This window comes from Nocardioides okcheonensis, assembly GCF_020991065.1.
GTDB lineage: Bacteria > Actinomycetota > Actinomycetes > Propionibacteriales > Nocardioidaceae > Nocardioides > Nocardioides okcheonensis.
This window is the reverse complement of record NZ_CP087710.1, coordinates 2,272,560-2,298,669: the sequence shown is the minus strand read 5'-3', so window position 1 is coordinate 2,298,669 and position 26,110 is coordinate 2,272,560. Positions and strand designations below refer to the sequence as shown.

Genomic DNA, 26,110 nt, shown 5'->3' with positions numbered 1-26,110 from the left:
GAGAAACCGCGACGGCGGTCGGCGGGCGGTCGGCGGGCGGCCGGTGCCTAGGGTGGCGCCATGCAGGACGAGCGTGCGCCGTACGACCCGATGCCCCACGGCCCGCCCGAGGTCGGGGTCGGCCCGTGGCCCGGGGAGTGGCCCGACGGCAGCCACTGGGACCCCGACCTGCTGCGCGAGGGCGACCGGCGCAACGTCGTCGACCGCTACCGCTACTGGAGCCTCGAGGCGATCGTCGCCGACCTCGACACCCGGCGCCACGACTTCCACGTCGCGATCGAGAACTGGCAGCACGACTTCAACATCGGCACGATCGTGCGCTCGGCCAACGCCTTCCTCGCCGCCGAGGTGCACATCGTCGGCAACCGGCGGTGGAACCGCCGGGGCGCGATGGTCACCGACCGCTACCAGCACGTCCGGCACCACCCGGACGCCGAGGCGCTGGCGGCGTACCTGCACGACCACGCCGGCGGGCCGGTGCGGCTGCTCGGCATCGACAACCTGCCCGGGTCGGCGCACCTGGAGACGATGGAGGTGCCGCGCCGGGTGTGCTTCCTCTTCGGCCAGGAGGGGCCGGGGCTGTCCGCGGGCGCGCGGGAGGCGTGCGACGGCACCTTCTCGATCGCCCAGTTCGGCTCGACGCGGTCCATCAACGCCAGCGCGGCCGCCGCGATCGCGATGCACTCCTGGGTGCGGGCGCACGCCGACCTCACCGGCGACGGCGCCTGGCGCGGCTGACCCCGCCGCCCGGTGCGGGCGACGGGGTCGCGTGCTCAGCGGCGGGTCTGGGTGTAGCAGACCAGCGAGCGGTCGCCGACCTTCCAGCTCACCTTCGAGGGCCAGCTGAAGCGGTACGTGCGCGAGCGGGTGACGTCGCGGCAGCGCTCGGTGCCGAGCTCCGTCCAGGCCTTCTTGCTTCGGTAGGCCTTGCCCTTCACCTTCAGCGCGGCGGTGGCGCGGAAGGTGTGCTTCTCCGAGCAGACCGTGACGTGGAAGTCGCGTCCGGCCAGGCAGCGGGAGACGCCCTTGGCGTACGGCTTGCGGCCGAGGTCGAGCTTCGCCGGCAGCGGCAGCAAGGTGTCGTCCGAGCGCAGCACCAGGTCGCAGCGCAGCCAGCGGGCGCCCGCCGCCTGCTGCTCGGCGGTGGGGCCGAAGTAGGCCAGGTCGTAGGCGGTCAGCCGCACGCCGGCGAGCTTCGAGCCGAGGACCTCCTTCTGCGCCGGGTAGCAGGTCTCGAGGGCGAAGCGGGCCAGGCCCTTGTCCTCGTAGGCCAGGTCGGCCGGCATCTGCGCCACCGCGATCACCTGGGCGGTGTGCTCGGCGGCGCAGTCCACCGGCGCCCCGGTATAGCTCGGCAGCTCGATCTCGGGAGCGGTGACGGCCGAGCACTGGCCGACCGCCGGCGCACCGAAGGCCGGGTCGGCGGCCCCCGCGGCCGTCGACGTGGCGAGGGTGGTCAGGGCTGTCGTGAGGAGCGCAGCGGCGATGGCACCGGCCCCGAGTCGTCGTGTCATGGCCCGCAACCTAGGTGGCCGCGGGCGGCCGCGCCACCACCTCGCTGGTCGTGGCGCGGCCCGCTCGCTCAGCGCTGGCGGGCCAGCACCTGCTCCAGGGCGGCGAGGCCGCGACTGCTGTGGCTTTTGACCGTGCCCTCGCCGATGCCGAGCTCGTGGGCGGTCTCGCGCACCGACAGGCCGAGCCAGTGGCGCAGCACCACGACCTTGCGCTGCTGCTCGGGCAGGTCCTGGAGCGCGTCGAAGAGGGCCGAGCGCTCCTCGACCGGCGCCGGGTCGGCGGCAGCGACGTCGGGCAGCGCGTCGCTGGGGCGCTCACGCCGCCACGGTCGGCGTGACTCGTCGATGTTGGCGCGCACCATGATCTGGCGGCAGTACGCCTCCTCGCCGCCCTCGTGCCGGATCCGCGGCCAGGCGACGTAGAGCTTGGTCAGCGCGGTCTGCAGGAGGTCGTCGGCCCGGTGCCAGTCGCCGCACAGGGCGTACGCGACGCGGCGCAGGTGGCGCTGCCGGGCGGCGACGAAGTCGGTGAACGCTGCGTCGCGGTCCGCGCGCCTCATCGCACGCCCTCGCCGGACTCGGCCTGCGCGGCGAGGTGGCGCAGGAACGCCGCCATGGTGGGGGCGTCCAGGACGGCCGGCTCGACGGTGAGCGAGTCCTCGGCGCGGGCGAGCACGAAGAGCACCGTGCCGTCGGCGAGGCGCACCTTCGCCGCCACCGCCTCCGCGACCGGCCCGTACGCGGCGGCCTGCTCCGGGTGCGCGACGGCCTCGATCACCTCGAGGTCGGTGTCGGCCACGAAGCGCCCGCCCTCGGTGTGGGCGACGGACGGCGGCACGTCACCCTGCTCGAGCGCCTGCATCTGGGCGATCCAGGTGTCGAGGTCGGCCGTCGACTTCCCGGCCGGGTCGGAGGACGCGGAGATGCCGCCGTCGAGGCGCCAGGTCACCAGGACCCAGGTGTCCTCGTCGGGACTCGCCTCCGGCGAGACGACGAGCCCCCACTGCCGCATCTCGTCCACCCCGTCGCGGGTCGTGCGAGCCACCACCTCCACGCTCTCGACGACCCACCCGCGCTGGACGACCAGGCTGCCGTCGGCCATCGCGGTCGCCGGGACCGGACCCGCCACCTCGTCGCGCTGGGCTGCGGTGGCGGTGCTGACGTCGGCGGGCCGGGTGGGGAGCGCGGCCACGGTCGGGCTGCTCATCGGCTCCGCCGTGGCCGAGGTCGGGCTGCTCGTCGGGATGCTCGTCGGGTCGAGCGCCGGGGGCTGGGTCGCGACCGGGACCCCGTCGCTGCGTGCGGCGTCGCCGGGGGCGAGCGACCACACCACGCCACCGACGACCACCGCGGCCGCGAGCCCCGCCACCGAGACGGCCGCGCGGCGGCGGCGTACGGCCCGGTGGCCCTCCCCGAGGTAGTCGGCGACCGTGCCGTCCGGTCCGTGGCCGAAGGAGGAGTCGAGCTCCTCGCGCCAGTCGATCTGCGTGTCCATGCTGGGTCCTTCCCCCGTGGTGAGTCTCGCACCGGTGGACACGGATCCGGGCGCCGTTCGGTTGTCCTCCCGAGTGACCGCGGAGCAGTTCGGCCCGAGGGCGACCGGCCGGTAGCCACTAGGGTGGGCGGCGTCGGGTGGCAGCCGTTGCGCCACCTCGCCGACCACTCGTCGCACCGCTTCAGAGGAGAGCCCCGATGCCCATCGCCACCCCCGAGGTGTACGCACAGATGCTGGACGCCGCGAAGGAGAAGTCCTTCGCCTACCCGGCCATCAACGTGTCGTCCTCGCAGACCCTCAACGCCGCGCTCAAGGGCTTCGCCGACGCGGGCTCCGACGGCATCATCCAGGTCTCGACCGGCGGCGCGGAGTACCTCTCCGGCCCGTCGGTGAAGGACATGGTGACGGGTTCCGTCGCCTTCGCGGCCTACGCCGCCGAGGTCGCGAAGAACTACCCCGTCAACATCGCGCTGCACACCGACCACTGCCCGAAGGACAAGCTCGACGGCTTCGTCCGGCCGCTGCTCGACATCTCCGCCGAGCGCGTGGCCCGTGGCGAGGCGCCGCTGTTCCAGTCGCACATGTGGGACGGCTCGTCCGTGCCGCTGGAGGAGAACCTCCAGATCGCCGAGGAGCTGCTCGCCAAGTGCGCCGCGGCCCACATCATCCTCGAGATCGAGGTGGGCGTCGTCGGCGGCGAGGAGGACGGCGTCGCCAACGAGATCAACGACCAGCTCTACACCACGCCCGAGGACGCCATCGCGACCATCAAGGCGCTCGGTGGCGGCGACAAGGGCCGCTACATGACCGCCCTGACCTTCGGCAACGTGCACGGCGTCTACAAGCCCGGCAACGTCAAGCTCCGCCCGGAGATCCTCAAGGCCGCCCAGGAGGCCGCCGCCTCCGAGCTCGGCCTCGGCTCCGACGCCCGCCCGTTCGACCTGGTCTTCCACGGCGGCTCGGGCTCGACCGCCCAGGAGATCAGCGACGCGGTCGACTTCGGCGTGGTGAAGATGAACGTCGACACCGACACCCAGTACGCCTTCACCCGCCCGGTCGCGGCCCACATGTTCGCCAACTACGACGGCGTGCTGAAGATCGACGGCGAGGTCGGCAACAAGAAGCAGTACGACCCCCGCGCCTGGGGCAAGGCCGCGGAGGCCGGCATGGCCGAGCGCATCGTCGAGGCCTGCCAGAACCTGCGCTCCGCGGGCACCTCGCTCGCCGGCTGACATCCCCGGAGCGGTGTCCCACCCACCTTTTGCCGCGGCGGAAGGTGGGTCACGCACCGCCCACCGGCGTGCCCCGCGCCGACGCACGTACGAGCGGTGTCTCACCCACATTCACGGAGGCCAGAGTGTGGGTGGGGCACCGCTCGCGTGCGTCGGGGCACGGCTCGCCAGCGGGCGGGGGTACGCCCCGGGGCGGGCTCAGGCGGGGTCGGCGGCAGCGCCGGCCGGTACGCCCTCGCGCGCGGGCGCGGCGCCGAAGTGGCGCGGGCGCTCGAAGAGCAGCACGGCGAGCAGGCCGAGCAGCAGCACCGCCGGGAGCAGGAGCAGCGACTGGGCCATCGCGTCGGTGAACGGCCCCGCGACCTGGGCGGGCAGCGACGTGCCGCCCGAGGCCTCCGAGGGGGAGAACTCCAGCCCGTTGGCCGACAGCCGGGCGTCGATGAGGACGGCGATCGCGGCCGAGCCCAGCACCGCTCCGACCTGGCGGGTGGCGTTGTAGACGCCCGACCCGGCGCCCGCGCGCTGGGGCGGCAGGTTGCGGTTGGCGGTGGTGGCCAGCGGACCCCACAGGAACGAGCTGCCGAGCCCGACGAGGCCGAAGACGAGCACCAGCTGCCACAGCGGTGTGTCGGGGGCGAGGACCTGGCTGAGCAGCACGAAGGAGGCGCCGAGGGCCGCGAAGCCGCCGAGCGTCAGCGCCCGCGGGTGGACCCGGTCGGTGAGCCGCCCGGCGACCGGCGCGGCGAGGATCGAGGTGATCGCCATCGGCGCCAGCAGCAGCCCGGCCTGGGTGGGGGAGTAGCCGCGCACCAGCTGGGCCCAGAGCATCAGCGGGAAGCCCATCGCGGTGAACGCGAAGGACACGGTCGTGATCGCGAGGTTGGAGACCGAGAAGTTGCGGTCGCGGAAGAGGCTGAGCGGCACGAGCGGCTCGTTGCGGTTGCGCGCCTGCCACCACACGAAGAGCGCCAGCACCACCAGCCCGGCGACGATCAGCCGCCACACCGTGATCGGTCCGGTGATGGTCGACCAGTCGTACTGCTCGCCCTCCTGGATGCCGAAGACCAGCAGGAACATGCCGACGCCGCTGAGCGCGACGCCCAGCCAGTCGAAGCGGTGGTGGTTGGTCTCCAGGCTGGGGACGAGGCGCCACGCCAGCACGAACGCGACGATCCCGACCGGGACGTTGACGAAGAAGATCCACTCCCAGCCCAGGCCGTCGACCAGCACGCCGCCGGCGATCGGGCCGACCAGCGTGGCGACGCCGGCGACCGCGCCCCAGAGCGCCATCGCCGAGCCGCGACGCGCGGCGGGGAACACCCGGGTGATGACCGCCATCGTCTGCGGCGTCATCATCGACGCGCCGAGGCCCTGGGCGACCCGGGCGACGATCAGTCCCTCGATGGTGGTGGTGAGCCCGCAGGCCAGCGAGGCGCCGGTGAAGACGACGAGGCCGACGAGGTAGAGGTTCTTGGGGCCGTAGCGGTCGCCGAGCCGGCCGGTGATCAGGACCGGGACGGCGTAGGCGAGGAGGTAGGCCGAGGTCACCCAGACCACCTGGTTCACGTCGGCCTGCAGGTCCTCGATGATCGCCGGCGTCGCGACCGTCACGATCGTGGTGTCGACCAGGATCATGAAGAACCCGATGCACAGCGCCCACAGGGCGGGCCACGGGTCGGGCTGGTCGGGCTGGTCGGTCGGGACGTGCTGGTCCGGTGTCGCGGTCACGGTCCCAGTGAACACCCGGGGTCCGACATCGATTCCCCCCGGAAACCACCGCGGGCGGTGCGTGAGGAGGATGTCCCGGGCCGGGAATCCTCCTCACACACCGCCCTGAGGCGGACGGCGTACGCCCGTCAGCGCGCCGGCGCGTTGCCCGGGATGTCGTCCGGGTCGCCGTAGGGCTCGCCGTGCGAGGAGTGCTCGGCGAGGTCCTTCTGCACGCGCGGGTCGTCGGCGTCGGCGAAGTAGTCGAACGGGATCGTCTCGTCCGACCCGTTCGGGACCTTGGCCGCGTTGAGGATTGCGCTGAGGACCACGGCGATGACCAGGTTGATCGCGAAGGCGGTCATCGCGATGTAGCCCATCTCGTCGAGGCCCGGCACCATCGCCAGCGAGCCGCCGAAGTGCTTGCCGGTGACCGGGTTGATCACCTGGTAGGCCTCGATGGTGCCGTAGACCATGGACACCGCCCAGCCCGCCAGCAGCGCCCACCGGTGGAACCACCGGGTGAAGAGGCTGAACACCACGGCCGGGAAGGTCTGCAGGATCCAGATGCCGCCGAGGAGCTGGAAGTTGATCGCGTTCTGCTTGTCGAGCGTCAGCACGAAGATCAGCGCGAACGCCTTGACCAGCAGCGACATCAGCTTGGAGACCTTGGCCTCCTGCTTCGGGGTGGCGTCGGGCTTGAGCCACTCCTTGTAGATGTTGCGGCTGAAGGTGTTGGCAGCGGCGATCGACATGATGGCGGCCGGCACGAGGGCGCCGATCGCGATCGCGGCGAACGCCACCCCGGCGAACCAGGCCGGGAACATGTCCTCGAACAGCTGCGGGATGACGAGCTGGGCGTTCGGCTCGCCGTCGAGCCCGATCGGCTGCGTCCCGGCGGCGATCGCGACCCAGCCGAGCAGGGCCAGCAGGCCGAGCACGAAGGAGTACGCCGGCAGGATCGCGGCGTTGCGACGGATCGTGTTGCGCGAGCTCGACGACAGCGACGCGGTCACCGAGTGCGGGTACATGAACAGCGCCATCGCCGACCCGAGCGCGAGGGTGGCGTAGGCCCAGCCCTGGCCGACGCCGGGCAGGAACGAGCCCGTCGGCTTGCCGGTGGCCTCGTTGACCGTCGCCATCTTCTCCTGCGCGGAGCCGAAGATGTTGTCCCACCCGCCGACCTGGCCGGGCAGGTAGATCACCGCGACGATGATCACGAGGTAGATCAGGATGTCCTTCACGAACGCGATCACCGCGGGGGCGCGCAGGCCGCTGGAATAGGTGAACGCCGCCAGCACCGCGAACGCGATGAACAGCGGCGCGTCCTTGGCGACGATGTTGTCGCCGCCGCCCACGCCGGCCACCTCGAGCACGGCCTGGATGCCGACGAGCTGGAGCGCGATGTAGGGCATCGTGGCGACGAAGCCGGTGACGGCCACGGCGAGCGAGAGGCCGCGGCTGTCGTAGCGGCCGCGGACGAAGTCGGCGGTCGTGACGTAGCCGTGGCGGTGGCTCACCGACCACAGCCGCGCCATGAAGATGAAGATGATCGGGTAGAGCACGATCGTGTAGGGCACGGCGAAGAAGCCGGCGACCGCGCCGGTCGCGAACATCGCCGCCGGCACCGCCACGAACGTGTACGCCGTGTAGAGGTCGCCGCCGAGCAGGAACCAGGTGATCCAGGTGCCGAACTTGCGGCCGCCCAGGCCCCACTCGTCGAGCGACTCGAGCGACTCGCCCCGCTTGAAGCGCGAGGCCATGAAGCCGGCGACGCTGACCAGCAGGAACAGCGCGATCAGCACGGCCAGCGCGACACCGTTGACCCCGCCGGTGTCGGTGGCCAGCACGGTGGTGTGCGCGGTCATCGGCCCTCACCCGCCTTGTGGGAGGTCAGCCCGCGGGCCGAGAGGGTGAGCTTGTAGGCGGCCCAGGTCAGCGCCGAGCAGATGAAGACCCAGAGGAACTGGTACCAGAAGAAGAACGGGAAGCCCCAGAGCTCGGGCTCGTCCCTGGCGTACGACGGCACCCACAGCAGGGCGACGATCGGGATGACGAGCAGGACGGCGGCGATGGCCATCTTCGTCTTGTCGGTCGGAGGTGGCCCCTGCTCGGGGCGCGACGGAGGAGGTGTGTTCCCGGGATTCACCCGCGCGACCTTACCCCCGGGGTGACGGCCGTCACCCACCCCGCGCGGTGGCGAGACCAGCGGGCGGGGTGGTGCGCCGAACGGTCAGAGCAGCTCGTCGGCCGCCGCGGGGCTCGAGTCGCGCAGGAAGGTCGAGCAGCGCTCCCACTCGTCGGTCTCGCCGATGGCACGCGCGGACAGCGCGAGCAGCGCGAGGGCGCGGAGGAAGCCGCGGTTGGGCTCGTGCTCCCACGGCACCGGGCCGTGGCCCTTCCAGCCGTTGCGGCGCAACATGTCGAGCGAGCGGTGGTAGCCGACCCGGGCGTAGGCGTAGACCGTCACGTCGTCGGCGCCCTGCTCCTTCGCGTGCGCGGCGAGCGCGGCCCACGCGGCCGGCGACGCCGGGTGCTGCCGGACGACGGCGGCGGGCTGCTCGCCCCCGGCGAGGGCGGCGTCGGCGGGGTCGGCGGGCAGGTGGGTGGGCGGGGGACCTGCCATCAGGTCACCGCCGAAGGGTCCGGAGGTCATGGCCCCACCCTAGGGCCCGGTCCGCAGCCGCCGTCCGGGAGGATTCCCGCATGGGCCAGACCTTCACGACCGAGATCCAGGCACGCTTCCGCGACATCAACCTCGCGGGGCACGTCGACAACGTCGAGGCCGTCCGGGTGCTCGACGAGGCCCGCTACGAGTTCCTGCGCTTCGCCCGGCTCCCCGGCCTCCCCGACGGCGCGACCGGGCTGCTGCACGGCGTCGACGCCGGGGTCTCCGAGCTGGTCGCCTCGCAGACCATCGAGTACCACGCCGAGATGCGCTTCGTGCCCTACCAGCCGTTCCTGGCCTCGCTCTGGGTCTCCCGGGTGGGCTCGTCCTCCTTCACCGTCTCCGCGGAGCTCCGCGTCGAGGCGGGCGGGCGCCCGGCCGCCGTGTGGGAGTGCGTCAACGTGCTGTGGGACCACCACGCCGCGTCCGCGTGGACGATCAGCGACGCCGTCCGCGCCGACCTGGAGGCGTACGCCGGCGATCCGGTGGCCCTGCGTCGCTGATGGCGCGCCGCGAGGCGCGCCCGCGGCGCCGGCGTCAGCGTCAACGTCAACGTCAGCGTCAACGTCTCGACTCGAGCGGAGATATCTCCGCCTGACGCACGCCATAGCGTGCGCCTAGCGTCAACGGCTGTGTCCTAGTTCGACCCGCTATGGCGTCACGCCGCGGCAGTGAGCTCGGGAGTCCAGAGGGTCGCGGGGCGGCGTCGCGGATGGTTCGCGGCGAACTCGAGCTGCTCGGGGGTGGGGGTCCGGCCGAAGCGCGCCACTGTGACGGCGTACTCGCGACGCAGCCGCTCGCGCGCCCGTTCCCAGCCGGGCTCGAAGCAGTCCGCCCACACGATGCGGGACATGCCGAAGCCCTCGGCGCAGACATCCGTACGTCGGGCCTGCTGCTTCCACAGCACGTCCTCGGGCGGCTCCTCGGCCACGCCACCTCGCGAGACCGGCACCAGCTTCAGCTTCCCCTCGCACTCGAAGAAGTGGCAGCCGACCCGGATGTCGCACCACACCACGCGGTCGCCGACGATGCGTACGGCGAACTGCGTCTCGACGTCGCCGATGTCCAGCGACGCGACGAGCTCGCGCCCCAGCGTCTCCAGCACCGAGTCGGCCCCGGGATTCGAGTCGGCCAGCGCGGCCTTCGCCCTCGCGATGTGGGGGTGCTGTCGCATGCGCTCGAGCTCGGCCTCGAGGTCGGACCGCGGTACGCCGAGCCGGCGCACGGCATCGATGGCGACCACCCCGTGGCGATAGCCGTGCCATCTCGCGATGTCGATCGCGGTCCGCGCGTACGACGTGGTGAGGACACCGTCGACGCACTCGACGCACAGTGGCAGCTGGTCCCGGTGTCGGGTGAGCCCGCCGTTGGTACGACTGCCGCGCGGCCCGAAGAGCGTGAGATGGCTCGCAGGGGCGGACGTGTCGAGGGTGTCGATGCGCAGCAGACGCGCGGCCGAGTCGTGGCTGGCTGTGGCGGGCCGGCGCGACGACAGCACGGCCGCGTGGTCCTTCAGCAACCACTTCGACCGCAGGTCGAGGGGAGTGACCAGTGAGCGCTCGCAGTAGACCCCGAGCCGCACCACAGCCCACTGCCCGTCAGGCCTGGTGAGCGCCGCCACCTCGCGTTCGGTGTAGCCAGATCGGATCGCCTGGGCGCGCGTGAAGATCCCGTGCTGCCGGGCTGCCACTGCATGAAGGGCTGGTCTCATGCGAGTGACCATCGCGGCTCTCGCACGCGTACGCGACCGGCACTGCGCGACAGCTGTGGACAGGTGCTCGAGAGCGCACGCTGTGGACGTCCGCTGGCCCGTCCCGTGGCCGCAATCCGGGACTAGGAACACTCCGTTGACGCCTGACGCACGCCATGGCGTGCGTCAGGCGGAGAATCCTCCGCTCGACCGCGCTCGTCGAGGCCGGGCCCCCGCGCCGGGCCGCGCCCCCCGGCCCGGCGTCAGCCGCCCAGCAGCCGGCGCACCCGCTCGTGGCCGAGGGCCAGGACGAGGGTGGGGAGCCGGGGACCGCGGTCGGCGTCGACCAGCAGGTTGTAGAGCAGCCGGAAGAAGTCCTTCTGGTCCGCCTTGACCTGCTCGGTCGGGGCGTCGTCGAAGCCGAGGCCGCGGGCGACCTTCGGGGTTCCGTAGACCACGGCCGTCACGGACTCGAGGTCGCCGTCCTCGGGCAGCCGGTCGAGGAAGATCCGCAGCCACAGCTCCTCGTCCTCGGTGAGCGCGGCGAGGCGGTCGGTGTCGGGCGTCTCGCGGACGGTGGTGCGCTCGTCGGCCGGGACGTGCTCGGCGGTCCACTGCATCGCCTTCGACAGCCGCGGCTGGAGGTCGTCCACGGAGTCGTGCGGGAAGCCCGACGACTCGATGATCCGGGAGATCAGGTCGGCCGAGCCGGCGGTGACGTCCGCGACCGACGACAGCGTGCGGAACGGGACCGGGACGGCCGAGGTGGGCAGCGTGCCGGCGGCGGCCGTCGACGACGCACGGTGCCAGGCGAGGGTGGCGACGTCGGCCTTTGCGGGGTCGGCGGCCTTGCGGCCCAGCGCGTCCCACTCGTCGTAGAGCCGCACGACGGCGGGGCCGAAGTCGATGTCGAACGCCTGGGTCGGGGCGCGGCGGACGTAGAGCCAGCGCAGCATCGGCGACTCGAGGACCCGCAGCGCGTCGGTCGCGGTCGGGACGCCGCCGGCCGAGGACGACATCTTCTGCACGCCGGCGAAGCCCACGAAGGCGTAGATCACCCGGGCCGGGGCGCGCCAGTCGAAGATGGACGGCGCGATCTCGGTGCCGACGGTGTAGGACGAGCCGGGCGTCATGTGGTCGCGACCGGCGGGCTCGAAGTTGACCTTCTCGTAGGCCCAGCGCATCGGCCAGTCGACCTTCCACACCAGCTTGCCGTCGGTGTCGGTCGACAGGTCGGTCGTATCCTCGAAGCCGCACGAGGAGCAGGTGTAGGACAGCGTCGTGGTGGCGTCGTCGTAGGCCGTCGTGGTGACGGTGTCGCGGCCGCACTGGCGGCAGTACGGCCGGTAGGGGAAGCGCGCCATCGCGTCGGCGGACTCCGCGGCGCCGGCGTCCTCGTTGGCGACGGAGTCGGCGAGGTCGGCCGCCTCCTGCTCGGACGCGTCCTCGCCCGCGGTGACCTTCTTGGTGCGGTGCTTGGCCAGCACCGCCTCGATGTCCGCGCGGCGGGACACCGCGAGCAGCACCTGGTCGCGGTAGGCGCCGGAGGTGTACATCTCCGTCTGGGAGACCTCCTCCATCTCCACGCCGAGCTCGGCGAGGGCCTCCTGCAGCGGCGCCTTGAAGTGCTCGGCCCAGCTCGCGTGGCACTCCCAGGGGTCGGGCACGGCGGTCAGCGGGCGCCCGATGTGCTCGGCCCACTCGGCCGGGACGCCGGCCGGGACCTTGCGGAAGCGGTCGTAGTCGTCCCAGGAGTGCAGGTGGCGCACCGCGACGCCGCGGCGGCGCAGCTCCTCGGCGACGAAGTGCGGGGTGATGAACTCGCGCAGGTTGCCCAGGTGGATCGGGCCGCTGGGGGAGGCGCCGGAGGCCACCGTGACGAGGTTGCCCTCGCCGGCGTGGCGCACGGCGTCGTCCGCCGCCCGCGTCACCCAGTCGACGGGATCACCCTTCTGCTGCCCACCTCGCGCCATGCGGGAGAGGTTATCGGGGCCGGGCGCCGCGCCCGCGGGCGGTGCGGGCCGTGGGACGCGCGACCGGGCGAACGAGATCGGCGTCGGAGCCGCGGTGCCGAGGGGCGTCGGAGCCGTCCCCCGTGGCGGCTCCGACGCCACCACTCGTTGGTCCGTTCTCGGACAAGTCCACGCAGTCACCCCCGCGTCCGCGTGGAACTCCCCGAGTGGTTCGGCCAGATTGTGCCACTCGGAGGGGTCGGATCAGTGTCCAGAAGTGGCCGATGACACTAAGATGCCAGACTGTGGCGCGCGCGGAGGACGGCCGGCTGGTGGCGGCCTTCGGCCTGCCCGAGCGCGTCGAGCCGCTCTACCGCCGCATCCTCCCGGGCTCGGGCCAGGCCCTCGAGCAGGTCGCCGCCAGCCTGCTGCTGCCCGTCGAGGAGCTGCTCGCCCGCCTGCAACCCCTCGTGGCGCTCAGCATCGCGAGCGTCGAGGACGGGGTGCTGCACGTCGTCGACCCCGCCACCGCGACCAGCCGGGCCCTGGCCCAGCAGGCCGAGAAGCTGCTGGTCGCCAGCCGCGAGCTCAACCGCATCGCCGACGTGCTGCCCGGGCTGACGGAGGTCCGCGACGAGCACGTGCACCACGAGCAGCTCGTCGACGGCGACGTCTCCGCGATGAGCGACGTGCCGTCCCTGATCGCGCAGTGGGTGCGCGAGAACCGCGGCGACCTGAGCTTCCTGCGGCCCGACCAGTGGCGCTTCCCGAGCGAGTCCGAGATGGCCGTCGCGGTGGGCAACGCGGTGCGGTCGGGTCGACGGGTCCGGGCCATCTACCCCGCCCGGGCGCTGTCGGAGGCGCCGGAGGTGCTGCGCACCCGCGCCGCGATCGGTGAGGAGATCCGGGTGGTGCCGAGCGTGCTGACCCGGCTGGTCGTGGTCGGCCCGCGCCGCGCGATCGTCCCCGAGCCGCTGGGGGTCGGCGCCGAGCGCCGCGTGGTGGTCCGCCAGCCGGCCGTGGTCGGGATGTTCCAGGCCTACTTCGACCTGCTGTGGGAGTCCGCCGGCCGGGTCGACGCGCGCGTGGGTCGGCTGCCGGAGCACGACCAGCGCCGGCTGCTGCTCGCCGAGCTCGCCGACGGCGTCAAGGACGAGCAGATCGCGCGCAACCTCGACATCAGCCTGCGCACCGTGCGCCGGCGGGTCGCGGCGCTGATGGACGAGCTCGACGTCGACACCCGCTTCCAGGCCGGCGTCGAGGCCGCCCACCGCGGCTGGCTCTAGGGGGCGGCCGTGCCGGTCAGGGCAGGATCATCCGGTACGCGCCCGACTCCAGCCGCCAGCTGCGGCTGCGCTCCGGGCCGGAGATCTCGCCGTCGGCCGACAGCCAGAACTCGTCGCCGCTGACCTTCACCGAGCGCCCGCGCAGCGTGACGACGTCGTCGCGCTCGTCGTGGCGGCCGCGGCTGAGCCCCACGACGTAGCCGACCTTGGCGGTCGGTCGCACGGCCCGGCTGATCATGACGTCGAGCCGGCCGTCCTCGGTGTCGGCGTCCGGGTTGAGCTCGGTCCCGCCGCCGACGTTGGCGCCATTGCCGATGGCGACCATCAGCACGGGCCGGTCGACGTCGTTGACGACCTCGCCGTCGACCTCGACGCGCAGGCGCCAGCTCGGCGGGTGGAAGGCGGACAGCGCGGCGCCGATCGGGTAGCCGAGCTTGCCGAGGTTGACCTTGCCGACGCCGATCGAGCCGAGCCGGCCCTTCCACTTCGCGCCCTTGCGGCTGGCCTGCGCGCCGACGCCGACGTGCACGTTGTTGACGACCACGTTGCCGGTCTCGTCGAGCAGCAGGTCGACCGGGCGCGGCTCGCCGGTCAGCACCAGGCGGGCCGCCTCGGCGATGTCGAGCGGGATGTCGTTGCCGCGGGCGAAGTCGTTGCCGGTGCCCATCGGGAGCAGCGCGAGCGTGGCTCCCGACAGCTCGCGGCGCTTGTGCAGCGCGGTGACGACCGCGTGCATGCTGCCGTCGCCGCCGGCGACCACGACCGTACGCCCGCCCGCGCGGTGCAGCACGCCGTCGAGCTCGCCCGGGTTGGAGGTGCGCGCCACCTCGACCGACGCCTCCTCGCGCAGGACCGCCAGCGCCGTGGCGAGGTTCTCCTCGTCCGAGGTGCCGGCGCCCGCGTTGGTGATGACCAGCAGAGAGCGCACGGGCGGACCCTAGCCGACCTGCCCCCACCGCGCCGCCTGCCTCGGGGTGGGGGTGCCCACCGCACCCGCGCGGGGATGGCGGGGCCGGCCGGGTGCGGTAGCGTGTGGCCGCAAGAGCCCCGGCGCCTTGTGCCGGGGCTGTTGTCATTTCGTACGCATTCGCCGCAATGTCTTGAGGAGGGCTGAGATGCCCGCAATCGTCGTGCTCGGTGCCCAGTGGGGTGACGAGGGCAAGGGCAAGGCCACCGACCTGCTCGCCACCACCGACCCGATCGACTTCGTCGTCCGCACCAGCGGCGGCCACAACGCCGGCCACACCATCGTCGTCAACGGCGAGAAGTACGCCACGCACCTGCTGCCGAGCGGGATCCTGACGCCGGGTGCGACGTCGGTGATCGCGGGCGGCGTGGTCGTCTCCCCGGAGGCGCTGTTCCGCGAGCTCGACGGGCTCGTCGCGCGCGGCGTCGAGGTGGCCGACCTCAAGGTGAGCGCCAACGCCCACGTCATCGCCAGCTATCACGCCACCATCGACAAGGTCACCGAGCGCTTCCTCGGCAAGAACCAGATCGGCACCACCGGCCGCGGCATCGGCCCGGCGTACGCCGACAAGATCAACCGCGTCGGCGTGCGGATCGCGGACCTCTTCGACGAGAAGATCCTGGCCCAGAAGGTGGAGGCCGCGCTCGACCTGCGCAACCACCTGCTGACCAAGGTCTACAACCGCCGCGCCATCGAGGTCGAGGCGGTCGTCGAGGAGCTCACGTCCTACGCCGAGCGGCTGCGACCGATGGTGTGCGACACGTCGCTGCTGCTCAACAAGGCGCTGGACGCCGGCCAGACGGTCCTCTTCGAGGGCGCCCAGGCCACGATGCTCGACGTCGACCACGGGACGTACCCCTTCGTCACGTCGTCCAACCCGGTCGCCGGCGGCGTCTGCGTCGGCGCGGGCATCGGCCCGACCCGGATCGACCGGGTCATCGGCGTGATCAAGGCGTACACGACCCGCGTCGGCTCCGGCCCGTTCCCCACCGAGCTCTTCGACGAGGACGGCGTCCAGCTCCAGCAGCTCGGCGGCGAGATCGGCGTCTCGACCGGTCGCACCCGCCGGTGCGGCTGGTACGACGCGGTCGTCGCCCGCTACGCCAGCCGGGTCAACGGCCTCACCGAGTTCTTCCTCACCAAGCTCGACATCCTCGGCGCGTGGGAGCGGATCCCGGTCTGCGTCGCCTACGAGATCGACGGCCAGCGCGTCGACGAGATGCCGATGACCCAGACCGAGTTCCACCACGCCACGCCGGTCTACGAGTACTTCGAGGGCTGGGGCTCCGACATCTCCGGCTGCCGCAGCTTCGACGAGCTCCCGAAGAACGCCCAGGTCTACGTCAAGGCGCTCGAGGAGATGTCCGGCGCGAAGTTCTGGGGCGTCGGGGTCGGGCCCGGCCGTGAGCAGACCCTGGTGGTGAACGGGTGAAGGTGCTCGTCGTCGGCACCGGCGGCCGGGAGCACGCGCTCGCCCTGTCCCTCTCGCTCGACCCGGCCGTGCAGGAGGTGCACGCCGCCCCTGGCAACCCCGGAATCGCCGAGGTCGCCACGCTGCACGCCGTCGACCCGATGGACGGCGCGGCCGTCGCGGCGCTGGCCGCCACGATCGGCGCCGACCTGGTCGTCGTCGGCCCCGAGGCGCCGCTCGTCGCGGGCGTCGCCGACGCCGTGCGGGAGGCCGGCATCGCGGTCTTCGGCCCGTCGCGGGCCGCGGCCCGCCTCGAGGGCTCGAAGGCCTTCTCCAAGGACGTGATGGCGCGCGCCGGCGTGCCGACCGCGGGCTCGCGGACCTGCACCACCGCCGAGGAGGTCGCGGCCGCGCTCGACGCGTTCGGTGCGCCCCACGTCGTCAAGGACGACGCGCTGGCCGCCGGCAAGGGCGTCGTGGTCACCACCGACCGCGACGAGGCGCTCGCCCACGCCGCCGGCTGCGATCGCGTCGTGGTCGAGGAGTTCCTCGACGGGCCCGAGTTCTCGCTGTTCGTCGTCTGCGACGGCGAGGTCGGCCGTCCGCTCCAGCCCGCCCAGGACTTCAAGCGGATCCACGACGGCGGTCGCGGACCCAACACCGGCGGCATGGGGTCGTACTCCCCGCTCCCGTGGCTGCCCGCGGGCACCGTCGACCTGGTCATGGAGCAGGTGGTCGCGCCCACCCTCGCCGAGATGCGCCGGCTCGGCGCGCCGTTCGTCGGCTGCCTCTACGTCGGCCTGGCGCTGACCGCCGACGGGCCGCGGGTGATCGAGTTCAACTGCCGCTTCGGCGACCCCGACGTGCAGCCGGTGCTGGCGCTGCTCACCTCGCCGCTGGGCGTGCTGCTGAAGGCGGCGGCCGACGGCGACCTCGCCGGCGCTCCGGAGCCGACCTTCGCCGACGGCGCCGCGGTGTCGGTGGTGCTGGCGAGCGCGGGCTACCCCGAGACCTCGTCGAAGGGCGACGTCGTCCGCGGCGTGGGCCGCGCCAACGGCGTCCACGACGTCGACGTGATCCACGCCGGCACGGCGCTCGTCGACGCGCCCGAGGCCGGCGACCCCGACCACCGCCACCTCGTCACCGCCGGCGGGCGGGTGCTGGCCGTGCGCGCCGTCGGCTACGACGTCGCCGACGCCCGCGCCCGGGCGTACGCCGCCGCCGACCTGATCTCCTTCGACGGCCAGCAGCGCCGCTCCGACATCGCCGCGGAGCCGCTGGGCGTCGTGGAGGGCGCCGCGTCCCGCGGCTGAGGTGCGACGTCGGGGCCCGGCGTCCGAGGTGGGAGGATGGGTGCCCGTGAGCGTCCCCAACGTCCTGGCCACCCGTTACGCCGGCGCCGACCTCGCCGAGATCTGGTCGCCCGAGCACAAGATCGTCCTCGAGCGACAGCTCTGGATCGCGGTGCTGAAGGCGCAGCGCGACCTCGGCATCGACGTGCCGGACGGCGTCGTCGAGGCCTACGAAGCCGTCGTCGACCGGGTCGACCTGGCCTCCATCGCGGCGCGCGAGCGGATCACCCGCCACGACGTGAAGGCGCGGATCGAGGAGTTCTCGGCCCTGGCCGGGCACGAGCACATCCACAAGGGGATGACCTCGCGCGACCTCACCGAGAACGTCGAGCAGCTGCAGGTGCGCCGCTCGCTCGAGCTGGTCCGCGACCGCGCGGTCGCCGCGCTGGTCCGCCTCGGCCGGCTCGCCGCCGAGCACGAGGCCACCGTGATGGCCGGCCGCTCCCACAACGTCGCCGCCCAGGCCACCACCCTCGGCAAGCGCTTCGCCACGGTCGCCGACGAGATGCTGATCGGCGTCCAGCGCGTCGAGGAGCTGCTCGCGCGCTACCCGCTGCGCGGCATCAAGGGCCCGATGGGCACCTCGCAGGACATGCTCGACCTCCTCGACGGCGACGCGTCGCGCCTCGACGAGCTCGAGGAGCGGGTCGCCGCCCACCTCGGCTTCGAGCAGGTGCTGACCAGCGTCGGCCAGGTCTACCCCCGCTCGCTCGACTTCGACGTCGTCGCCGCGCTCGTCCAGCTGGTCAGCGGCCCGTCCAACCTCGCGACGACCGTGCGCCTGATGGCCGGCCACGAGCTGGTCACCGAGGGCTTCAAGGAGGGCCAGGTCGGCTCGTCGGCGATGCCGCACAAGATGAACACCCGCTCCTGCGAGCGGGTCAACGGCCTCGCCGTCATCCTGCGCGGCCACCTCTCGATGGTCAGCGAGCTCGCCGGCGACCAGTGGAACGAGGGCGACGTCTCCTGCTCCGTCGTCCGCCGGGTCGCGCTGCCCGACGCGTTCTTCGCCACCGACGGGCTCTTCCAGACCTTCCTCACCGTGCTCGACGAGTTCGGTGCCTTCCCCGCGGTGATCCAGCGCGAGCTCGACCGCTACCTCCCGTTCCTCACCACCACCAAGGTGCTGATGGCGGCGGTCCGCAACGGCGTCGGCCGCGAGGCCGCGCACGAGGCGATCAAGGAGGCCGCCGTCGGCACCGCGCTCGCGATGCGCGCCGGCCAGGCCGACAACGACGTCTTCGCGAAGCTCGCCGCCGACGAGCGGCTCGGCCTCACGCGCGAGCAGATCGACGCGCTCGTCGCCGACCCGATCGAGTTCACCGGCGCCGCCGTCGCCCAGACCCGCGCGGTCGTCGCCCGGGTCGAGGCGCTGGCGGCCCGCTTCCCCGACGCGGCGGCGTACGTCCCCGGCGCGATCCTGTAGCGCCGGTCGGTCAGGCTCTCGCTGAACTTGTCAGGGCATGCACGGCCTGACAAGTTCAGCGATCCCCGGTCAGCCGGGGATCGCTGAAAGGGCGGCAGGGGCCGCACGGCCGGTCGTCAGTCGCCCAGCCGCCACGAGCGGATCGCGGCGGCAAACGCGACGGCGAGCACCGCGAGCGCGGCGAGGAGCGCCGAGCGCGCGGCGACCGGGGCGGACGCCACGGTGCCGACGGCCTGGTAGACCGTCATCAGCAGGGCGGCGCCGAGCGCCGACCCGATCCGCTGGCCGGTCTGGAGCGCGCCGCCCGCCGCGCCGCCCATCTCGGGCGGCACCTCCGCGAGGCTGAGGGTGAAGTTCGGCGAGATCACCCCGCCGCCGCCGACGCCGGCGAGGAGCATCGCCGGCGCGAGGGTCCACCACAGGGTGTCGGACGGCGAGGTCACCAGCCACGCGGCGAGCGCCGTGCCGGTCATCATCACCGCGAGGGCGACCAGCGTGACCCGGCGACCGAGCCGCCCGACCAGCCGCCCGGCCAGGGGCGACGTGGCCGCGGAGCCGACCGCGAACGGCGTCATCAGCAGCGCCGCGTGCAGCGGCGAGAACCCCTCGCCCTCCTGCAGGTGGACCGACAGGACGAGGAAGATGCCGGTGAAGCCGGTGAAGTAGAGGGTGCCGACGAGCAGGCCGTTGGCGTAGCCCGGGAGCCCGCGCAGCAGCGACACGTCGAGCAGCGGGGGACGGTCCAGCCGTACGGTCCGTCGCTCCCACCGCACGAACGCCCAGGCGAGCGGCGGGAAGGCGAGCAGCAGCACCAGCGGCAGCCCGGCGCCGCCCTCCAGGCTGACCAGCGGGTAGAGCACCGCCAGCACCGCGACGCCGAGCAGCACCGCGCCGACGACGTCGATGCGCTGGTCGTCGGTGCTCGACGCCGCGTCGTTGTCGGGCACCATCCGCCGGATCAGCACGAGCGCGACCAGCCCGATCGGGACGTTGACCAGGAAGAGCGAGCGCCAGCCGTTCTCCTCGCCGAGCAGGCCGATCAGCGCTCCGCCGATCAGCGGACCGGTGGCCGAGGCGACGGCCACCGTGAAGCCGAACATGCCGAACGCACGCCCGCGCTCCTCGCCGCGGAACAGCTGCTGGATCAGCCCCGAGTTCTGCGGCGTCAGCAGCCCGGCGCTCGCCCCCTGCGCCAGCCGGGCCAGCACGATCGCCGCCGCGTTGGGCGCCAGGCCGACCGCGGCGCTCGAGACCACGAAGCCGATCAGCCCGATCGTCATCATCCGTCGCCGCCCGTGCGCGTCCCCGAGCCGGCCACCGGCCACCAGCGTCATGCCGAAGGCGAGCGCGTAGCCCGAGACGACCCACTGCACGGTCGCGGCGGAGGTGTCGAGGCCCGCGCGGATCGAGGGGACGGCGACGTTGACGATGGTGACGTCGAGCAGCGACATGAACCCGACGACCAGCGACACCGCGAGCACCCGCCACCGGCGGGGGTCGGGCTCGTACGCCGCGTGGTCCTCGGCGCGCTCCGCCGTCCGCTCCTCCTGGGTCACCACCCCAGCGTGGCACCGCGCCGGTCGCATCCGTCCACCCTTCGGTGGGGGCCGCTCCGGGCTATCGTCCGGGTGTGACGGTGGAGCAGACGGTCGCGAGCCACGAGGAGGCGACGCTGCTGGCGCGCCACCCGCGCCTCGTGGACGTCGGGATCGCGCTGCTCTGCGTCCCCGCCGTGCTCGCACCGGGCATCGGCGACGGTGGTGCTGCGACGCCCGGGCTCCTGGCCCCGCTCGACGGGCCGGGGCAGCTGCTGGCCCTCGTGGCCTGCGCCGTCCTCCTGCTGCGACAGCGGCTCCCGTGGGGCGTGCTCGGCGTGACGGTGCTGCTGGCGCTCGTCTCGCTCACCCGCCTCCCCGACGCCGCCCAGGTCACGCTGCCCTCGCTCTTCGCGACCTACACGGTCGCGTCCCGCTCGACGCTGCGGACCACGGTCACAGTCGCCGTGGCGGTCCCGTCCGCCGTCGTGGGCGCGCTGCTGCTCGCCGGGCTGCCGGCAGGGGAGGCCCTCCAGCGCGGCGTCCTGCCCTGGACGGTGCTGGCCGCCGCGCTCGGGATCGCCGCCCGGTCCCAGCGCCTGGCCCTCGACGCTGCCCGGCTGCGGGCCCGGCAGGCGGAGTCGACCCGCGACGAGGAGGCGCAGCGCCGCGTCGCCGAGGAGCGGCTGCGGATCGCCCGCGACCTCCACGACGTGGTGGCCCACCAGATCGCGGTCGTCAACGTGCAGGCCGGGGTGGCCCGCCACCTCCTCGACGGCGAGCCCGCAGACACCGCCGGTGCGCGGGAGGCGCTCGGCCACGTGCGCGAGGCGAGCGGCGCGGTGATGCGCGAGCTGCCGGCGTTCCTGGGCGTGCTCCGCGCAGGGGACGAGACCGCGCCCGCCCCGACGGCGGCCGAGGTCGAGGAGCTGATCGCCGCGGCCCGCCGCAGCGGCCTCGACGTCCGGGCGCGCGTCAGCGGCGACCCGCACCGGCTCGACCGCGGTGCCGCGCTCGCCACCTACCGGGTGCTGCAGGAGGCGTTGACCAATGCCGCCCGGCACGGCGACGGGTCGGCCGACGTGGAGGTGGCGCACGGCCCGGGGAGCACGGTCGTCGAGGTCGTCAACGTCGTCCGGCCGGGCGCCCCCGCCGGCGGCGGGCACGGGCTGGTCGGCATGCGGGAGCGGGTCGCGACCCACGGTGGCACGCTCGAGGCCGGTGCCGACGGTGACCGGTGGCGGGTCCGGGCCGAGATCCCGGTGCGCGCGTGAGCGATCCCTCGACGCCGGTCCGCGTGCTCCTCGCGGACGACCAGGCCCTCATCCGCACCGGCTTCGCGGCGCTGGTCGCCAGCGCTCCCGACCTCGAGGTCGTGGCGCAGGCCGAGGACGGGGTGCAGGCCCTCGCGCTGGTGCGCGAGCACCGGCCCGACGTGGTCGTGATGGACGTCCGCATGCCCCGGCTCGACGGCCTGGGCGCGACGCGCGAGATCAGCGCGGACCCCGAGCTGGCGGGTGTCCACGTGCTCGTCCTCACCACCTTCGAGACCGACGCCCACGTCGCGGAGGCCGTGCGCGCCGGCGCCGCGGGGTTCCTCGGCAAGGACGTCGAGCCGGCCGACTTCCTCGACGCGATCCGGACCGTCGCCGCGGGGGAGGCGCTGCTCTCGCCGAGCGCCACCCGGTCGCTGATCCGCCGCTACCTCGCCGCTCCCGACACCGAGGCGTACGTCCCGCGCGGGGTCCGCGAGTCCGAGCTCACCCCGCGCGAGCTCGAGGTCGTGTCGCTGGTCGCGCTGGGCCTCGACAACGCCGAGATCGCCGAGCGGCTCGTCGTCTCCCCGCTGACCGCCAAGACCCACGTCACCCGTGCGATGGGCAAGCTCGGCGCCCGCGACCGCGCCCAGGTCGTCGTCTGGGCCTACCGCTCGGGGCTGGTGCCGCCGACCGAGGGATGAGCCGGCGTACTCCCCCGGGAGTACGCCAGGTGTCGCCACGCGTACGACGCGCGGGGCGCCGCCGCGGACGAGGCTGGAGGAGTCCACCACCAGTCCGAGGAGAACCACCATGATCGAGGTCCGAGGGCTCACCAAGGCCTACGGCGAGCAGCTCGCCGTCGACGACGTGAGCTTCACCGTGCAGCCCGGCCGGGTGACCGGCTTCCTGGGTCCCAACGGGGCCGGCAAGTCCACCACCATGCGGATGGTCGCCGGGCTCGACCGTCCGACCGCCGGCACCGCCACCGTCGCGGGACGGCCCTACCGCGACCACGAGCACCCGATGCGGACCCTGGGCGTGCTGCTCGACGCGAAGGCGGCCGACCCGGGCCGCACGGCCCGTGCCCACCTCCGGGTCGTGGCGGCGGCCGGCGGCGTGCCGCGCCGGCGCGTCGACGAGGTCCTGGGGCTGGTCGGCCTGGCCGACGTCGCCGACCGCCGCCTCGGCTCCTTCTCGCTCGGCATGGGCCAGCGGCTCGGCATCGCCGTCGCCCTGCTCGGCGACCCCGCCGCGGTGATGCTCGACGAGCCGGTCAACGGCCTCGACGTCGACGGCATCCAGTGGATCCGCCGCCTGCTCGCCGAGCTGGCCGCGGAGGGCCGCACCGTGCTGCTCTCCAGCCACCTGATGAGCGAGCTGGAGCTCGTGGCCGACCACCTCGTGGTGATCGGTCGGGGCCGCGTCCTCGCGGACACGTCGATGGCGGACTTCCTCTCCGGGTCGTCGCGGCGCCACGTGCTGGTGCGCTCGCCCGACGCGGCCCGTCTTGCGGCCCTCGTCGCCGGCGACGACGTCGTCGTGGAGTCGGCAGCGGCCGACGAGCTCGCCGTCGTGGGACTCGAGGCGCCCGCCATCGGTCGCCTCGCCGCCCAGCACGGGATCGAGCTCCACCAGCTCACCCCCCGCGAGGCGACCCTGGAGGAGGCCTACTCCGCGCTCACCCAGGACGCCGTCACCTACTCCGGCGCCACCGCCGCGAAGACCCCCACCGACTCCCCGAGGAGCGCAGCATGAGCACCATCACCGACGACGCCGGGCAGCTGCCCGGCCGGGCCACCCTCGACACCGTGCCGGTCGACGCCCGCGTCCCCGGCCCCGGCGCCGCCCTCCGCTCGCAGTGGCTGTCCTTCGCCACCCTCCGCACGAACTGGTACGTCCTCGGCGCGGCCGCGGTCGTGATGGTCCTCGTCGGCACGGTGGCCGCCGCCGCGGTCGGCAGCGACGCCCCGGCGCCTGGCGGCCCCAGCTTCGCCAGCGGCGACCCGCTGCAGACCGTGCTGACCGGCGCGAACTTCTCCGTGCTGCTGGTGGGCGTGCTCGGGTGCCTCGTCGGCGCCCGCGAGCACGGCTCCCGGATGGTGGTGACCACCTTCGTCGCGACCCCGCACCGGGGCCGGGTGCTGCTCGCCCGTGCGGTGGTCCTGGCCGGCGTCGTCGTGCCGACCAGCCTCGTCGCCACGGTGGGGGCGTTCCTCGCCGGCAACGCCGTGCTCGACGCGCGCGGCGAGCCCTCGCTCACCCTGTCCTCCGACGGCGTGCTCGGCCAGCTCCTGGGCATGACCGGCTGGCTCACCGCCGTCGCCCTGCTCGGCATGGGCCTGGGCCTGCTGACGCGCACCATCGCCTCGAGCGTCGGCGCACTGATGGCGGTCGTCCTCATCGCGCCGCCGATCGTCGGCGCCCTGCTCCCCGACTCGGCCGACGAGGTGCTGCAGGTGCTTCCGAGCAACGCGGCGGCGGCGATCACGACGGTCCAGGCGAGCGGCGACATCACCATCGACGGTGCCACCGGGAGCGCGATCCTCGTCGCGTGGGTGGTGGTCGTCCTCGGGCTCGCGGCCCGGTCGGTGGTGCGGCGCGACGTCTGACCCCGACGCCCCGGACGGCCGCCCCGGCCGTCCGGGGTCCTGCCGTCCCTGCGGGCGCGGAGCTCGCGGGGCATGATCGGGGCATGAAGGCGGTGCAGGCACGGGTCACGGGGCGGGTCCAGGGCGTGGCGTTCCGGTGGCACACCGAGCAACGCGCCCGCGAGCTCGGGGTCGCCGGCTGGGTGCGCAACGAGGTCGACGGCTCGGTGCTGCTGCACGCCGAGGGCGAGGGCTCGGCCGTCGACGCGCTCGTCGAGTGGTGTCGCACCGGTCCGCCCTCCGCGCGCGTGGAGCACGTCGCGGTCCGTGACGACGCGCCCACCGGCGCGGCCTCCTTCGAGACCACCGGCTGAGGTCACGGCCAGAAAGGTCGGCGGCGGCTGCAACGATCGTCGGGCTGCCGGACACGGGGGAGGCATGGACAACTCGGGGGACGAGCGCGACCGGCGCTTCCGTGGGCTCTACGCCGCGCACTTCGACGGCGTGCTGGGCTACGCGCTGAGGCGCTGCGAGCGCGTCGAGGACGCGGCCGACGTCACGGCCGAGACCTTCCTGGTGGCGTGGCGACGGCTGGCCCACGTGCCGGACGGCGACGGCGAGCGGCCGTGGCTCTACGCCGTCGCGCGCCGCCAGCTCGCCAACCACCGCCGCGGCGACCTGCGCCGCCGCCGGCTCGGCGACCGGCTGCGGCACGACCTGCGCCTCGTCGTGCCCGACTTCAGCGACCGGGTCGTCCAGGACGCCGCCGTCGACGCGGCGATGGCCCGTTTGAGCGCGCGGGACGAGGAGGTCCTCCAGCTGCACCTCTGGGAGGGGCTCGAGTCGCGCGAGATCGCGGAGGTCCTCGGGCTCCCGGCGAGCGTGGTCCGCCCGCGGCTCTCCCGGGCGCGGGCCAGGTTGCGCGACCTGCTCGGCAACGATCCGCCGGCGGGCGGACATGTCCAGGGCAAGCAACCGATCCCCAGCCGAGAGGAGGAGCGATGACTCCGCGACTGACCGACGACGAGGTCTCCGGGCTGCCGCTCGCCGCGGCGAGGGCCGAGCTCCTGGAGGAGATCATGTCCACGTCGCTCGACGAGCGCACCGCCCCGTCCCCCGCCGACACCTCCCCGCGCCACCTGCGCCGCTGGGCGGCGACGCTCGTCGCCGCGGCGGCCGCGGCCGCGCTCGTCGCCGTGCCGAGCTGGCTGCTGTCGCGCGACGAGCCGACGTCGGTCTACGCCGCACCGCAGGCCCTCGAGCGCGTCGTGCTGGACGCCCCGGGGTGGACGATCACCGACGTCTCGGAGCCGGGCGGCCCGGAGAGCGAGGTCGAGTGGTCCGACGGCTCGGCCACCCTCACCGTCCACCTCCGCGCGTCCGACACCCGCGCCGGCTACGTCCGCGACCGCGAGCACATCGACCACCCGCAGGTCGACCGCGGCACCCCGACCGGGCTGCTCGGCGCCGACGCACGCTGGTGGGCGTACTCGGCCAGCGACCGGACCGCGATCGGTGCGGTCGCCGGCGACGTCTTCCCCGAGGTCCGGGGCGAGGGCATGGACCGCGCGGCCTACCTCGACCTCCTGGCGCGTCTCGACTGGGCCGACCAGGAGACCTTCGAGGCGGCGCTCCCCGAGGAGTTCGTCACGAGCGGCGAGGCCGACGCGGCGATCGTCGACATGCTCCGCGGCGTCCCCCTCGCTCCCGGGGCCGCCGTCCCGTCCTCCGACGAGAGCGACCCCTACCACCTCGGCGCGGACGTGGCAGCCCAGGTCGCCTGCCCCTGGATCGACCAGTTCGCCGACGCGACCGAGGAAGGCGACGACGCGGCCGCGCGCCAGGCGCAGGCGGCGCTCGCGGGCAGCCACGACTGGGCGTTCCTCCACGTCATGGACGCCGAGGGCGACTACCCCGACGTGCTGTGGGAGATCGCCGACGAGGTCGTCGCCGGTCGCGTCCCGGCGGAGTACGGGCAGGGGCTCGGCTGCGAGTGAGGCCGGCGGCGGTCGCGTCCGATTCTGCAGT

General features: G+C 73.7%; 25 protein-coding genes. 14 read left to right on the top strand and 11 right to left on the bottom strand.

Features of this window, described 5'->3' with window-relative positions:
• The first annotated feature begins 60 nt into the window (after window positions 1-60).
• Window positions 61-738, top strand: a complete 678-nt coding sequence (locus tag LN652_RS11165; RefSeq protein ID WP_230440704.1) for a TrmH family RNA methyltransferase — start codon at window positions 61-63, stop codon at window positions 736-738.
• A 35-nt stretch (window positions 739-773) separates the two neighbouring features.
• Here the strand turns inward: LN652_RS11165 and LN652_RS11160 are convergent, their stop codons facing one another.
• From LN652_RS11160 to LN652_RS11150, 3 genes are all read right to left on the bottom strand, one after another.
• A complete protein-coding gene (locus LN652_RS11160) occupies window positions 774-1,514 on the bottom strand; it encodes a septum formation family protein (RefSeq protein WP_230440703.1) in 741 nt (246 codons plus the stop codon).
• Window positions 1,515-1,582: 68 nt separating this feature from the next.
• Entirely contained in the window at window positions 1,583-2,074 is a 492-nt protein-coding gene (locus LN652_RS11155; protein WP_230440702.1) for a SigE family RNA polymerase sigma factor, read from the bottom strand.
• Window positions 2,071-3,009 carry a hypothetical protein gene (locus LN652_RS11150; RefSeq protein ID WP_230440701.1) on the bottom strand — a complete coding sequence of 313 codons (939 nt, stop codon included), beginning with the start codon at window positions 3,007-3,009 and terminating at the stop codon, window positions 2,071-2,073. Before LN652_RS11150 ends, LN652_RS11155 begins: the two co-directional genes overlap by 4 nt.
• A 197-nt stretch (window positions 3,010-3,206) precedes the next feature.
• Here LN652_RS11150 and fbaA point away from each other — a divergent pair, with 197 nt between their 5' ends.
• Entirely contained in the window at window positions 3,207-4,241 is a 1,035-nt protein-coding gene (gene fbaA / locus LN652_RS11145) for a class II fructose-bisphosphate aldolase (protein ID WP_230440700.1), read from the top strand.
• A 198-nt stretch (window positions 4,242-4,439) separates the two neighbouring features.
• On the opposite strand, the gene LN652_RS11140 is transcribed toward fbaA, so the two are convergent.
• The 4 genes from LN652_RS11140 to LN652_RS11125 all read right to left on the bottom strand — a co-directional run bounded on the left by LN652_RS11140 (window position 4,440) and on the right by LN652_RS11125 (window position 8,604).
• A complete protein-coding gene (locus LN652_RS11140; RefSeq protein ID WP_268932164.1) occupies window positions 4,440-5,969 on the bottom strand; it encodes a DHA2 family efflux MFS transporter permease subunit in 1,530 nt (509 codons plus the stop codon).
• A 128-nt stretch (window positions 5,970-6,097) separates the two neighbouring features.
• Complete coding sequence (gene mctP, locus LN652_RS11135) at window positions 6,098-7,816, bottom strand: monocarboxylate uptake permease MctP (protein ID WP_230440699.1); 1,719 nt, start codon at window positions 7,814-7,816, stop codon at window positions 6,098-6,100.
• Window positions 7,813-8,028: a DUF3311 domain-containing protein gene (locus LN652_RS11130; RefSeq protein WP_230440698.1), complete on the bottom strand. Its 216-nt coding sequence runs from the start codon at window positions 8,026-8,028 to the stop codon at window positions 7,813-7,815. The genes mctP and LN652_RS11130 overlap by 4 nt, the downstream gene beginning before the upstream one ends.
• A 153-nt stretch (window positions 8,029-8,181) precedes the next feature.
• Window positions 8,182-8,604, bottom strand: coding sequence for a DUF3151 domain-containing protein (locus LN652_RS11125; RefSeq protein WP_230440697.1), 423 nt, complete (start codon window positions 8,602-8,604; stop codon window positions 8,182-8,184).
• A gap of 50 nt (window positions 8,605-8,654) precedes the next feature.
• On the opposite strand from LN652_RS11125, the gene LN652_RS11120 reads away from it, so the two are divergent.
• Entirely contained in the window at window positions 8,655-9,119 is a 465-nt protein-coding gene (locus tag LN652_RS11120; RefSeq protein ID WP_230440696.1) for an acyl-CoA thioesterase, read from the top strand.
• 155 nt (window positions 9,120-9,274) lie between these two features.
• Here LN652_RS11120 and LN652_RS11115 read toward each other — a convergent pair whose 3' ends face one another.
• Window positions 9,275-10,306, bottom strand: coding sequence for a type IV toxin-antitoxin system AbiEi family antitoxin domain-containing protein (locus LN652_RS11115; protein WP_230440695.1), 1,032 nt, complete (start codon window positions 10,304-10,306; stop codon window positions 9,275-9,277).
• A gap of 263 nt (window positions 10,307-10,569) precedes the next feature.
• Window positions 10,570-12,279, bottom strand: a complete 1,710-nt coding sequence (gene lysS / locus LN652_RS11110; RefSeq protein ID WP_230440694.1) for a lysine--tRNA ligase — start codon at window positions 12,277-12,279, stop codon at window positions 10,570-10,572.
• Window positions 12,280-12,563: 284 nt separating this feature from the next.
• On the opposite strand from lysS, the gene LN652_RS11105 reads away from it, so the two are divergent.
• On the top strand, window positions 12,564-13,544 hold the full coding sequence (locus LN652_RS11105; RefSeq protein ID WP_230440693.1) for a helix-turn-helix domain-containing protein: 981 nt from the start codon (window positions 12,564-12,566) through the stop codon (window positions 13,542-13,544).
• Window positions 13,545-13,560: 16 nt separating this feature from the next.
• On the opposite strand, the gene LN652_RS11100 is transcribed toward LN652_RS11105, so the two are convergent.
• Window positions 13,561-14,472, bottom strand: a complete 912-nt coding sequence (locus LN652_RS11100; protein WP_230440692.1) for a diacylglycerol/lipid kinase family protein — start codon at window positions 14,470-14,472, stop codon at window positions 13,561-13,563.
• 187 nt (window positions 14,473-14,659) lie between these two features.
• On the opposite strand from LN652_RS11100, the gene LN652_RS11095 reads away from it, so the two are divergent.
• Genes LN652_RS11095 through purB form a run of 3 tightly spaced genes read left to right on the top strand, consistent with a single transcriptional unit; the run spans window position 14,660 to window position 18,700 of the window.
• The gene (locus LN652_RS11095; RefSeq protein ID WP_230440691.1) at window positions 14,660-15,943 is read left to right on the top strand and encodes an adenylosuccinate synthase; all 1,284 of its coding nucleotides are present in this window, start codon (window positions 14,660-14,662) and stop codon (window positions 15,941-15,943) included.
• Window positions 15,940-17,235, top strand: coding sequence for a phosphoribosylamine--glycine ligase (gene purD / locus LN652_RS11090; RefSeq protein WP_230440690.1), 1,296 nt, complete (start codon window positions 15,940-15,942; stop codon window positions 17,233-17,235). Before LN652_RS11095 ends, purD begins: the two co-directional genes overlap by 4 nt.
• 46 nt (window positions 17,236-17,281) lie before the next feature.
• Window positions 17,282-18,700 carry an adenylosuccinate lyase gene (gene purB, locus LN652_RS11085; RefSeq protein WP_230440689.1) on the top strand — a complete coding sequence of 473 codons (1,419 nt, stop codon included), beginning with the start codon at window positions 17,282-17,284 and terminating at the stop codon, window positions 18,698-18,700.
• Window positions 18,701-18,816: 116 nt separating this feature from the next.
• On the opposite strand, the gene LN652_RS11080 is transcribed toward purB, so the two are convergent.
• A complete protein-coding gene (locus LN652_RS11080; protein WP_230440688.1) occupies window positions 18,817-20,256 on the bottom strand; it encodes an MFS transporter in 1,440 nt (479 codons plus the stop codon).
• A gap of 74 nt (window positions 20,257-20,330) precedes the next feature.
• Here LN652_RS11080 and LN652_RS11075 point away from each other — a divergent pair, with 74 nt between their 5' ends.
• The 7 genes from LN652_RS11075 (at window position 20,331) to LN652_RS11045 (ending at window position 26,079) form a co-directional block, all read left to right on the top strand.
• Complete coding sequence (locus tag LN652_RS11075; protein WP_230440687.1) at window positions 20,331-21,509, top strand: sensor histidine kinase; 1,179 nt, start codon at window positions 20,331-20,333, stop codon at window positions 21,507-21,509.
• Window positions 21,506-22,195: a response regulator gene (locus LN652_RS11070; protein ID WP_230440686.1), complete on the top strand. Its 690-nt coding sequence runs from the start codon at window positions 21,506-21,508 to the stop codon at window positions 22,193-22,195. Before LN652_RS11075 ends, LN652_RS11070 begins: the two co-directional genes overlap by 4 nt.
• 109 nt (window positions 22,196-22,304) lie before the next feature.
• Window positions 22,305-23,249 (top strand): ABC transporter ATP-binding protein, encoded by a 945-nt coding sequence (locus LN652_RS11065; protein WP_230440685.1) that lies wholly within the window; start codon window positions 22,305-22,307, stop codon window positions 23,247-23,249.
• Window positions 23,246-24,103, top strand: a complete 858-nt coding sequence (locus LN652_RS11060) for a hypothetical protein (protein ID WP_230440684.1) — start codon at window positions 23,246-23,248, stop codon at window positions 24,101-24,103. The genes LN652_RS11065 and LN652_RS11060 overlap by 4 nt, the downstream gene beginning before the upstream one ends.
• Window positions 24,104-24,186: 83 nt before the next feature.
• Window positions 24,187-24,456, top strand: a complete 270-nt coding sequence (locus LN652_RS11055; RefSeq protein ID WP_230440683.1) for an acylphosphatase — start codon at window positions 24,187-24,189, stop codon at window positions 24,454-24,456.
• A 64-nt stretch (window positions 24,457-24,520) separates the two neighbouring features.
• Window positions 24,521-25,087 carry an RNA polymerase sigma factor gene (locus LN652_RS11050; RefSeq protein WP_230440682.1) on the top strand — a complete coding sequence of 189 codons (567 nt, stop codon included), beginning with the start codon at window positions 24,521-24,523 and terminating at the stop codon, window positions 25,085-25,087.
• Window positions 25,084-26,079: a hypothetical protein gene (locus LN652_RS11045; RefSeq protein WP_230440681.1), complete on the top strand. Its 996-nt coding sequence runs from the start codon at window positions 25,084-25,086 to the stop codon at window positions 26,077-26,079. The genes LN652_RS11050 and LN652_RS11045 overlap by 4 nt, the downstream gene beginning before the upstream one ends.
• The last annotated feature ends 31 nt before the right edge of the window (window positions 26,080-26,110 follow it).

What these genes read in the sequence shown, in the direction of transcription:
- LN652_RS11130 (WP_230440698.1), bottom strand. Translation starts at nt 8,028, where the DNA reads ATGGCCATCGCCGCCGTCCTGCTCGTCATCCCGATCGTCGCCCTGCTG.
- LN652_RS11120 (WP_230440696.1), top strand. Translation starts at nt 8,655, where the DNA reads ATGGGCCAGACCTTCACGACCGAGATCCAGGCACGCTTCCGCGACATC.
- LN652_RS11160 (WP_230440703.1), bottom strand. Translation starts at nt 1,514, where the DNA reads ATGACACGACGACTCGGGGCCGGTGCCATCGCCGCTGCGCTCCTCACG.
- LN652_RS11045 (WP_230440681.1), top strand. Translation starts at nt 25,084, where the DNA reads ATGACTCCGCGACTGACCGACGACGAGGTCTCCGGGCTGCCGCTCGCC.
- mctP (WP_230440699.1), bottom strand. Translation starts at nt 7,816, where the DNA reads ATGACCGCGCACACCACCGTGCTGGCCACCGACACCGGCGGGGTCAAC.
- LN652_RS11095 (WP_230440691.1), top strand. Translation starts at nt 14,660, where the DNA reads ATGCCCGCAATCGTCGTGCTCGGTGCCCAGTGGGGTGACGAGGGCAAG.
- LN652_RS11155 (WP_230440702.1), bottom strand. Translation starts at nt 2,074, where the DNA reads ATGAGGCGCGCGGACCGCGACGCAGCGTTCACCGACTTCGTCGCCGCC.
- LN652_RS11055 (WP_230440683.1), top strand. Translation starts at nt 24,187, where the DNA reads ATGAAGGCGGTGCAGGCACGGGTCACGGGGCGGGTCCAGGGCGTGGCG.
- LN652_RS11050 (WP_230440682.1), top strand. Translation starts at nt 24,521, where the DNA reads ATGGACAACTCGGGGGACGAGCGCGACCGGCGCTTCCGTGGGCTCTAC.
- LN652_RS11065 (WP_230440685.1), top strand. Translation starts at nt 22,305, where the DNA reads ATGATCGAGGTCCGAGGGCTCACCAAGGCCTACGGCGAGCAGCTCGCC.
- LN652_RS11150 (WP_230440701.1), bottom strand. Translation starts at nt 3,009, where the DNA reads ATGGACACGCAGATCGACTGGCGCGAGGAGCTCGACTCCTCCTTCGGC.
- lysS (WP_230440694.1), bottom strand. Translation starts at nt 12,279, where the DNA reads ATGGCGCGAGGTGGGCAGCAGAAGGGTGATCCCGTCGACTGGGTGACG.
- fbaA (WP_230440700.1), top strand. Translation starts at nt 3,207, where the DNA reads ATGCCCATCGCCACCCCCGAGGTGTACGCACAGATGCTGGACGCCGCG.
- LN652_RS11165 (WP_230440704.1), top strand. Translation starts at nt 61, where the DNA reads ATGCAGGACGAGCGTGCGCCGTACGACCCGATGCCCCACGGCCCGCCC.
- LN652_RS11060 (WP_230440684.1), top strand. Translation starts at nt 23,246, where the DNA reads ATGAGCACCATCACCGACGACGCCGGGCAGCTGCCCGGCCGGGCCACC.
- LN652_RS11125 (WP_230440697.1), bottom strand. Translation starts at nt 8,604, where the DNA reads ATGACCTCCGGACCCTTCGGCGGTGACCTGATGGCAGGTCCCCCGCCC.